Genomic DNA, 8,475 nt, shown 5'->3' with positions numbered 1-8,475 from the left:
CAGGTGAACGGAGACCGAGGGCTCGCCGTCGCGGGCACTCGACCGGATCGTCTTCGCTGCCAGGTCAACGACGAGATCGCCGATGGCAACCGTCGCGGCATCCGCCTCCAAACCCTCCGCCTCCAAACCTTTCGCTGCCCGACCTGCCGCAGCCCGACCCGACCGCGACCTGTCCCGCCCGCTGCCCGCGTCACTCAGTTGGACGGTGCTCGTCGTGTTCGCGGGGGCGCTCGCGCTCGCCGTCGCCGCCTACGACCTGCCGTGGTGGCTCGGGGCCTGGTACGGGGCGGCCAGTGTCGTCGCGTTCGTCGTCTACGGCGCCGACAAGTCGGCCGCGCGCCGTGCGGCGCCGCGCGTGTCCGAGCGCACGCTGCTCGCGCTCGGACTCGTCGGCGGCTGGCCGGGTGCCCTCGTCGCGCAGCAGGTGTTCCGCCACAAGACGCGCAAGCGCACGTTCCGACGGGCGTTCTGGACGACGGTGCTGCTCAACGTCGTCGTCCTCGCCCTGCTCATCGCCTGGGTCGCCGGCGGGCCGGCACTGCTCGGCGCCGACTACTCCGGGATGCTCCAGTAGTACGCCACGCCGTGCGGGTGCTGCTCGGTGATCGACCACTCGACCGAGCGGTTCCACGTGGCATCCGTATGGCCCGCGTACTCGAGGTCGATCGACCCGTCGGCCTCCGTCACGACGGCCGTGATGATGCCGGTGTGGTCGCGGTCGCCCGAGTCGTCCCAGTCGAACTGCACGATGTCGCCGACCTTCACCTGGTCGCGCTGGTCGTCGGTGAGCGGCGTGGCGCGCTCGGGATGCCGCCCGAGGTAATCCCTGAGCATGGTCGAGCTGATCCAGGCGCCGGATGACGCGTACGCGTCGCCGTCCTCGTCGTACCACCACTCGTCATCCGTGGTCCAGCCGCGGGCGAGGAGGGTCTGGCTGGTGAAGTTCACGCAGTCGTTCTCGTCGATGACGCCGAATCGCTCGGCGTCGGGGTCGTCCCAGTGGGCATGGGCGTACTCGAGCTGGGCGGCCACCGGCCGGCTGAGGCCCGACGTGTCGAGGGCAGGCACGCCGGATGCCGCGGAGTCCTGCTGCCCGACGGCCCACGCGATCGTCGCTCCGACGGCGACGATCACCGCCACGGCGGCGGCCGCCACGACGGCACGGCGTCGGCGGAACACGCGGGCCTGCTCGGGAGTCGGCATCCCTTCGAGCGTAGGCAGGCCCTCCACGGATCTGCGCCGCATCGCCCAGCGAGTCGCGGGAGTGCCGCGTGCAGTGCCGCGGCGGGCGCGGGCGTGGCGGCTACTCCGCGATGCTCCAGTACGTCGCTGCACCGCCTGGGTGCAGCACGGTGATCGCGTAGTCGACCGAGCGGTCCCACGTGGCATCCGTGTGGCCGGCGTAGGCGATGGCGATCGTGCCGTCGCTTCGCGGGATCACAGCCGTGACGATGCCCGTGTGATCGCGATCGCCGGAGTCGTCCCAGTCGAACTGCACGATGTCGCCCGGCTTCACCTGGTCGCGCTGGTCGTCGCTGAGCTTGGTCGCGAGCTCGGGATGCTCCTCGAGGTACTCCATGAGGGCCGTCGAGCTGACCCACGCCGCGGCGCTGGCGTAGCCGTCGCCGTCGCCCGAGTACCACCACTCGTCGTCCTCGGTCCAGCCGCGGGTGAGCAGCGACTGGCTTGCGAAGTTCGCGCAGTCGTTGTCGTCGAGGTAGCCGAACGTGTCGTCCTCCGTCGACTGCCAGTGGTCGCGCACGTACGCGAGCTGGGCGGCGACCGCGGGACCGTACGCCGCGAGTGCCTCGTCGGAGTCGTCGACGCCGAGCTGCTCGGCGTTCGGGTCCTCAGCGGGGGAGAGCCCGGCCTCGTCTGAACCGCCGTTCCGATCGGCGCCGGAGGCGGCCGAATCGCCGGTGCCGTCGGGTGCCGAGGTGAGGGCGGTGGCGACCGCGACACCCCCGGCGAGGAGGCCGCCGGTCACGAGGACGGCGGTGGAGACGAGCAGGAGACGGCGGTTGCGCTGGGCGGAATGGGACGGCTTCGCGTGTTCGGTCATCGTTCCTCGACGCTACGGGCTGGTTCCTGTGAACCCCCCGGACGGGGCGGCGATGGCCCGAACGGGCCACTCCGGAGTGGCCCGAACGCGCGATGCCGAGGGGGTGCTGCCGGGCGTGGAATCGAAGGGTCGACCCGTCCGACCGGACGGCAGCACCCCAGGGAAGGACCATGTCCACGACCATGACCACGACCACGACCACGACCACGACCACGACCGCCGCCGCCGCAGCGGTGCACGCCGTTGACGCCGCCGAGCGACGAGCACGGGCGTCCATCGCATTCGGCCGCCGGCGCGGCTACTATCGCGTGCTGTTCGAATCCGGGCCGGTGGATGCTGCGGCCTTCGCCGTGCTCGCCGGCATCCCGGAGTCGAGCGCCGGCGCCTGGTTGGCGGAGCAACTCGCGGCGGGGATCCTCCGCGCGGTCCTCGCGCCCGACGGCGGGCACGATGAGCTGTTGCTGCCCGGCGAGTTCGTCCCGATCCTCCTCGGTGACCACGGCGAGTCCGAACTCGACGGCGCCCGGCGGCTGCTTCAGGAGCATCGCGACGCGGTGCCGCACGTGCTCCGGGCCCAGCCCGTCTTCGAGGATGCCGCGCGGCCCGCGACGGCTGTCGTGCGACCGCGGTAGTCCGAGCATCCCTCACTCTCTAGACTCGGGGCGTGGACGCCGAGGACCAGGTCATCCGCTACGCAGAGCGCGACGGGGCGTCCATCGCGTGGGCGGCCGTCGGAGATGGGCCGCCGCTCGTCATCGGCGGCTGGTGGTCGAGCCACCTCGAGCTCGACTGGCGGAACGTGAGGTTCCGGCGATTCACGGGCGCGCTGGCCCGGCACCGCACCGTCATCCGGTACGACCGCCCTGGCGCCGGCGTGTCCGACCGCCGCGGCCTCCCCGCCCGCACTTTGGACGAGGAGCTCGCGACGCTCGAGGCGCTCGTGGACGAGGCGGCACCGGGCAGGATCTCGCTCTTCGGTGCCTCGTCGGGCTCCGGCGTCGCGTCGTCGTACGCGGCGCGGCATCCCGACCGCGTGGACCGCCTCGTGCTGTACGGCTCCTACGCCCGCGGTGTCGACCTCGCACCGCCAGCCGCGCGTGAGGCCATGCTGTCGATCATCGAGCAGCACTGGGGCCTCGGCTCCCGCGTGCTCGGCGACCTGTTCCTCCCCGGTGCGACGGCTGACGAGCGCGCCGAGTTCGTCGAGTTCCAGCGGCGCTCGGCTTCGCGCGAGGTCGCGCTCGCGTCCCTGCGCGCCGTGTACGACTTCGACTCCACCGGGCACCTCGGCGACGTGCTCGCCCCCACGCTCGTGCTGCATCGCCGCAACGACCGGGCCATCCCCTTCGCCCTCGGCAAGGACGTCGCGCGCCGCATCCGCAACGCGCGCTTCGTGGCACTCGAGGGCGACGACCACTTCCCCTGGCGCGGCGATGCCGATGCGGTGGTGCACGAGACGCTCGCGTTCCTCGGGGTGCCCGTCGACCCTGTGCAGGCACCGCGTGCGGCGACTCGCGCCGAGCTCACCGATCGCGAGCGGGAGGTCCTCAGGCTCGTGGCGCTCGGCCGGACCGACGCCGAGATCGCGACGCAGCTCGTGCTCTCCACCCACACGGTGCACCGCCACATCGCGAACATCCGCACGAAGCTCGACGTCCCGTCCCGCACCGCAGCGGCCGCGTGGGCGCTGCGCAACGAGGTCATCTAGCCGCCTTCACGGACGATTCGCGTCCGCGGCATCCGCATCGACTCGGGTCGAATGTGGCCGGGTCGACGTGCTCGACCTCAGCGCTCGGTGACGATGCCGAGCTTGATGTGCAGGCGACGCTCGGCGCGCCTCGCGACGGCGGAGTCGTGCGTCACGATGACGAGCGTGAGGCCACGGTCGCGCCACAGGCCCTCGAGCAGGTCCATGATCTCGTCGCGCGTCTCCTCGTCGAGGTTGCCGGTCGGCTCGTCGGCCAGGAGCACGTCGGGCTCCTTCACGAGGGCGCGCGCGATCGCCACGCGCTGCTGCTGGCCGCCCGACAACTCGCCCGGCATGTGGGCGGCGCGATCGGCGAGTCCGACCGAGGCCAGCGCGTCGACGGCACGCCGGCGCCGGTCCTCGGCTGGGACGCCGAGGGGGGCGAGGGCCGTCTCGACGTTCTCCTGCGCGGTCAGCGTCGGGATGAGGTTGAAGCCCTGGAAGACGAAGCCGATCTCCCTCGCACGGATGCCGCCGAGCTTGCGGTCGGGCAGGTGCGAGAGCTCGGCGTCGCCGAGGGTCAGGCGCCCCGTCGTCGGCCGGTCGAGCGCGCCGAGCATCTGCAGCAGCGTCGACTTGCCGCCGCCCGTCGGGCCCTGGATCGCGACGAGCTGGCCCGACGGGATGGAGAGGGTCACATCCTGCAGGGCGGTGACGCGGCGCTTGGACTGCGAGTAGGTCTTCGAGACGTGCTCGAGGGTGTACATGGTTGGTCCTTCCGTGGTGTTCGTGTCGATCGACGGGGGTGGCTCGGTGGTGGTCCGGGGTCCCGATCAGGCCACGCTGCGGAGCGCCTCGGCGGGCCGGAGGCGCGAGGCGCGCCAGCCGCCGATCGCCCCGGCGAGGAGGCCGCCGAGCACCGCGAGCCCGATGGCGATCGCGACGACCGAGATGGTGACGGGCGCGTTGAGGACGACCTCGGTGGTGGCGCCCGCGGCATCCGCGAGCCGGTCGCCGAAGGGCCCGGCCGCGGTCGGCCCGCCGCCGCCTCCACCCGCGGTCACCGCACCGCCCGGCACGGCCCCCGTGGTGGCGCTGCCGCCGAGCGTCGGGGCGATGAGGTTGATCACCCAGATGCCGGCGAGGCCGAGCACGAGGCCGGCGGCACCGCCGATGAGGCCTTGCACGAGCGACTCGCCCGCCACCTGTCCGACGACGCGGCCGTTCGACCAGCCGATGGCCTTCAGCGTGCCGAACTCGCGGGTGCGTCGGGTGACGCCCTGGATCGTGAAGAGGATCGCGATGAGGAACGCCGCGACGAGCACGGCGAGCGAGAGCCAGAGGCCGAGGTTCGAGATGAGCGTCGACGCGGTCGAGAGCGAGCCCGACACCGAGGCCGCGAGGTCGGCCTGCGTCGACACGGAGGCGTCGGGCAGGGCCTCCTCGAGGTCGGCCTGCACGGCGGCGATCCCGTCCGACGACTCGGCCTGCACGTAGATGTCGCTGACCTGCCCGTCGAGGCCCGACAGCGACTGGGCGAGGTCGAGGGGGAGGTACACGTTCGAGGCCGTCGCGGCATCCGCCGACGTCGAGCTCACGGTGCCGACGACCTCGAACTCCGTACCCCCCACGTCGATCGTGTCGCCCACCGCGAGGTCGGCGCTCGTCGCGTACGACGCGTCGAGCACGGCGACGGCCTGGCCGGCGTCGGATGCCTCGAGCCCCCGTCCCTCGGCGAGCTCGACGGACGACAGCGGGCCGACCGCTGCGGCCCCGGGGTCGATGCCGAGCACCGTGAAGCTGTCGACGTCGAAGGCGCTGCCACCCGCGCCGTCGAACCCTCCCGTCGGCGGCTGCTGTGCGGTGTCGCCGCCCTCGGCGGGCGGCGGGCCCTGGTCGCGGGCCGCGAACTGCGGCATCTCGCCGGAGAACGTCAGGTTTGTGAGTGACAGGGCAGCGGATGCCGCGGCGACGCCGTCGATCCCGGTCACCGTCTCCAGCGCTGACGCGTCGAAGGTGGTCGAGCCGAAGCCGGCGGTCAGCCGCGACTGGCTGACCGACGTGGAATCCTCCGACACGGTGCCGTCGTCGGCGCCGAACTCGAAGCGACCCGGGCCGGCGCCCGCCTCGCCCTCCGTGGGCGGAGTGGGCTCCTGCGACACGGTGAGGTCCGTGCCCACGCCGTAGACGGACTGCAGCACCGACGCCTGGGCGTCGCGCACCCCCGACGCCACGGAGTTCACGATGATGACGAGCGCGATCGCGAGCGCCATGCCGATGGCGACGATCGCGGTCTGCCTGCGGCGCCCGGCGAGCTCGCGCCGGAGGGAGGTGAAGAACATGGGTCTCCTCGGAGGTCGTGGGGAGGCCGCCCCGGGCAGGACGCCGGTCGCGACGCTAGGCTCGCGGGCTATGCGCGGTCACTGCCGGGGCGATGAATCGCCTATGGGGGGTGGAGAGCCGCGGCTGCGGCATCCGCCCATCTGCGTCATAGGAAACGCATAGGGCGAAGCGGATACTGGAGTCATGAGCACTGTCCCGTCGACCCAGCACCGCGCCCCCATCACGAAGGGCGACGGCTCCATGGTGCGCGTGCTCGTCGTCGACGACGAGCACTCGCTGACCGAGCTGCTGAAGATGGCCCTGCGCTACGAGGGCTGGGACGTGCGCACCGCCGGCGACGGATTCAGCGCCGTGAAGGTCGCGCGGGAGTTCCGTCCCGATGCGATCGTGCTCGACATCATGCTCCCCGACATCGACGGCCTGGAGGTGCTGCAGCGGGTGCGCGCCGACGGCACCGAGACGCCCGTGCTCTTCCTCACCGCCAAGGACTCCCTCGACGACCGCATCGCCGGGCTGACGGCGGGCGGCGACGACTACGTCACGAAGCCGTTCAGCCTCGAGGAGGTCGTGGCGCGGCTTCGCGGACTCATCCGCCGCTCGACGCTGACCCTCGCCCAGGCGAAGGACCCGGTGCTCACCGTCGGCGACCTCACGCTCGACGAAGACTCCTACGAGGTCGCCCGCGCCGGCACGCCCATCGAGCTCACGGCCACCGAGTTCGAGCTGCTGCGCTTCCTCATGCGCAACCCCCGCCGGGTGCTCTCCAAGGCGCAGATCCTCGATCGCGTCTGGTCGTACGACTTCGGCGGCAAGGAGTCCGTCGTCGAGCTCTACATCTCGTACCTGCGCAAGAAGATCGACGCCGGCCGCGAGCCGATGATCCACACCGTGCGCGGCGCCGGCTACATGCTCAAGGCCGTCGGATGACCCGGCCCGGCGACCCCGGGCACGCCGCTGCGTCGCGCGAGGAAGCGGCGATCCACGAGACGACGGATGCCGCGCGCCGCCGCTTCACCTGGACGCTGCACCGGCGGCTCCTCCTCATCGTCACCGGCCTGCTGGTGGCCGTGAGCGCCGTCGTCGGCGTGGTCAGCGTGGCCGTGTTCCACGAGTCGTCGGTCGCGCGGCTCGACGCCAACCTCAAGGCGGCGTCCTCACGAGCCGACGACGCCACCGGCCCCGGCATCCCCGGCGATCCGGGCCGCACGGTCGGCGCGTTCCTCAGTGTGCCCGGCCAGCCCGAGGGCACGCTCGGCGGCATCGTCATCGGCGATGAGGTCACGGCCGCCGTCATCGACGACGGCCAGATCCAGACGCTCGCCCCCGGGGCGGCACAGGAGCTCGCCGACGTGCCGGCCGATCGAGCCGCCCACACCATCGAGGCCGGCGTGCTCGGCGACTACCGCGCGCTCGCCGTCGAGACGCAGCCGGGGGTGAACATCGTCCTGGCACTGCCGCTCGCCGAGGTCAACGCCTCGACGACCCAGCTGGCGCTCACCATCGCCATCGTCGCCATCGTCGGCCTGATGTTCGCGCTCGTCATCGGCTCGTCCGTGATCCGACGGGCACTCAGCCCGCTCGCCCAGGTCACCGCCACCGCCCAGCGCGTGTCGAACCTGCCGCTCGACCGTGGTGATGTCGCGCTCGCGGAGCGGGTCAGGGTCGACGACGACGGCACCGAGGTCGGCCGGCTCGGCACCGCGTTCAACCGCATGCTCGGGCACGTGGCATCCGCCCTCTCCGCACGCGAGCAGAGCGAGCAGAAGGTGCGCCGCTTCGTCGCCGATGCCAGCCACGAGCTGCGCACGCCGCTCGCCTCGATCCGCGGCTACGCCGAACTGACCCGCCTGCACGGCGGCGAGCTGCCGCCCGACGTGACGCATGCGATCGGGCGCATCGAGTCCGAGTCGGTGCGCATGACCGAGCTGGTCGAGGACCTGCTGCTGCTCGCCCGCCTCGACGAAGGTCGTGAGCTCGCCGCCCGGCCCGTCGACCTCGGTCGCGTCGTCGTCGAGGCGGTCGGGGATGCGCAGGCCGCCGGACCCGATCACGACTGGGAGGTGCGGTTGCCGGATGCCGCGACCGTCGTCGTGGGTGACGAGCCGCGCCTGCGACAGGTCGTCACCAACCTGCTCGCGAACGCCGGGGTGCACACGCCCGAGGGCACGAGCGTCGTCGCCGCGCTCGGTCGCGACGGGCACGACGTGGTGCTCACGATCGAGGACGACGGGCCCGGCATCCCGCCCGAGCTGGTGGGCTCGCTCTTCGAACGGTTCGTGCGCGGCGACTCGTCGCGATCGCGTCGGGCCGGCAGCACCGGCCTCGGGCTCGCGATCGTGCAGGCCGTGGTCGAGGCGCACCACGGCGACGTGTCGGTGTCGAG

General features: G+C 72.4%; 9 protein-coding genes. 5 read left to right on the top strand and 4 right to left on the bottom strand.

All coding sequences use genetic code 11. From position 1 onward, the window contains the following. Positions 1 to 205 precede the first annotated feature (205 nt). Positions 206 to 574, top strand: a complete 369-nt coding sequence (locus GH736_RS12695) for a DUF1294 domain-containing protein (protein ID WP_235934146.1) — start codon at positions 206 to 208, stop codon at positions 572 to 574. On the opposite strand, the gene GH736_RS12690 is transcribed toward GH736_RS12695, so the two are convergent. Both GH736_RS12690 and GH736_RS12685 read right to left on the bottom strand, forming a co-directional pair. Next, positions 553 to 1,203: an amidase domain-containing protein gene (locus GH736_RS12690; RefSeq protein WP_159603816.1), complete on the bottom strand. Its 651-nt coding sequence runs from the start codon at positions 1,201 to 1,203 to the stop codon at positions 553 to 555. The two genes, GH736_RS12695 and GH736_RS12690, sit on opposite strands and share 22 nt — an antisense overlap. Before the next feature lie 100 nt (positions 1,204 to 1,303). Next, positions 1,304 to 2,062: an amidase domain-containing protein gene (locus GH736_RS12685; RefSeq protein WP_159603814.1), complete on the bottom strand. Its 759-nt coding sequence runs from the start codon at positions 2,060 to 2,062 to the stop codon at positions 1,304 to 1,306. 170 nt (positions 2,063 to 2,232) lie between these two features. Between GH736_RS12685 and GH736_RS12680 the strand changes: the two genes are divergently transcribed. Both GH736_RS12680 and GH736_RS25055 read left to right on the top strand, forming a co-directional pair. Then, positions 2,233 to 2,694: a hypothetical protein gene (locus tag GH736_RS12680; protein WP_159603803.1), complete on the top strand. Its 462-nt coding sequence runs from the start codon at positions 2,233 to 2,235 to the stop codon at positions 2,692 to 2,694. Between the two features lie 32 nt (positions 2,695 to 2,726). After that, positions 2,727 to 3,770 carry an alpha/beta fold hydrolase gene (locus GH736_RS25055; protein ID WP_159603801.1) on the top strand — a complete coding sequence of 348 codons (1,044 nt, stop codon included), beginning with the start codon at positions 2,727 to 2,729 and terminating at the stop codon, positions 3,768 to 3,770. 77 nt (positions 3,771 to 3,847) lie between these two features. Here the strand turns inward: GH736_RS25055 and GH736_RS12670 are convergent, their stop codons facing one another. Continuing rightward, entirely contained in the window at positions 3,848 to 4,516 is a 669-nt protein-coding gene (locus GH736_RS12670; protein ID WP_159603799.1) for an ABC transporter ATP-binding protein, read from the bottom strand. A 66-nt stretch (positions 4,517 to 4,582) separates the two neighbouring features. Then, positions 4,583 to 6,091: an ABC transporter permease gene (locus GH736_RS12665; protein WP_159603797.1), complete on the bottom strand. Its 1,509-nt coding sequence runs from the start codon at positions 6,089 to 6,091 to the stop codon at positions 4,583 to 4,585. Positions 6,092 to 6,275: 184 nt separating this feature from the next. On the opposite strand from GH736_RS12665, the gene GH736_RS12660 reads away from it, so the two are divergent. Then, positions 6,276 to 7,019, top strand: a complete 744-nt coding sequence (locus GH736_RS12660; RefSeq protein ID WP_159603795.1) for a response regulator transcription factor — start codon at positions 6,276 to 6,278, stop codon at positions 7,017 to 7,019. Continuing rightward, on the top strand, positions 7,016 to 8,475 hold a 1,460-nt coding region (locus tag GH736_RS12655; protein ID WP_159603793.1), incomplete at its 3' end, for a sensor histidine kinase. The genes GH736_RS12660 and GH736_RS12655, both read left to right, overlap by 4 nt.

The sequence above is a fragment of the Agromyces humi genome (assembly GCF_009720255.1).
GTDB classification, from domain to species: Bacteria; Actinomycetota; Actinomycetes; order Actinomycetales; family Microbacteriaceae; genus Agromyces; species Agromyces humi.
Note: the sequence above shows the minus strand (reverse complement) of the source record. Positions and strands in the feature narration are given on the sequence as shown.

Coding starts and splice junctions, on each gene's coding strand:
- GH736_RS12690 (WP_159603816.1), bottom strand. CDS start 1,203: ATGCCGACTCCCGAGCAGGCCCGCGTGTTCCGCCGACGCCGTGCCGTC.
- GH736_RS12685 (WP_159603814.1), bottom strand. CDS start 2,062: ATGACCGAACACGCGAAGCCGTCCCATTCCGCCCAGCGCAACCGCCGT.
- GH736_RS12680 (WP_159603803.1), top strand. CDS start 2,233: ATGTCCACGACCATGACCACGACCACGACCACGACCACGACCACGACC.
- GH736_RS12670 (WP_159603799.1), bottom strand. CDS start 4,516: ATGTACACCCTCGAGCACGTCTCGAAGACCTACTCGCAGTCCAAGCGC.
- GH736_RS12665 (WP_159603797.1), bottom strand. CDS start 6,091: ATGTTCTTCACCTCCCTCCGGCGCGAGCTCGCCGGGCGCCGCAGGCAG.
- GH736_RS12660 (WP_159603795.1), top strand. CDS start 6,276: ATGAGCACTGTCCCGTCGACCCAGCACCGCGCCCCCATCACGAAGGGC.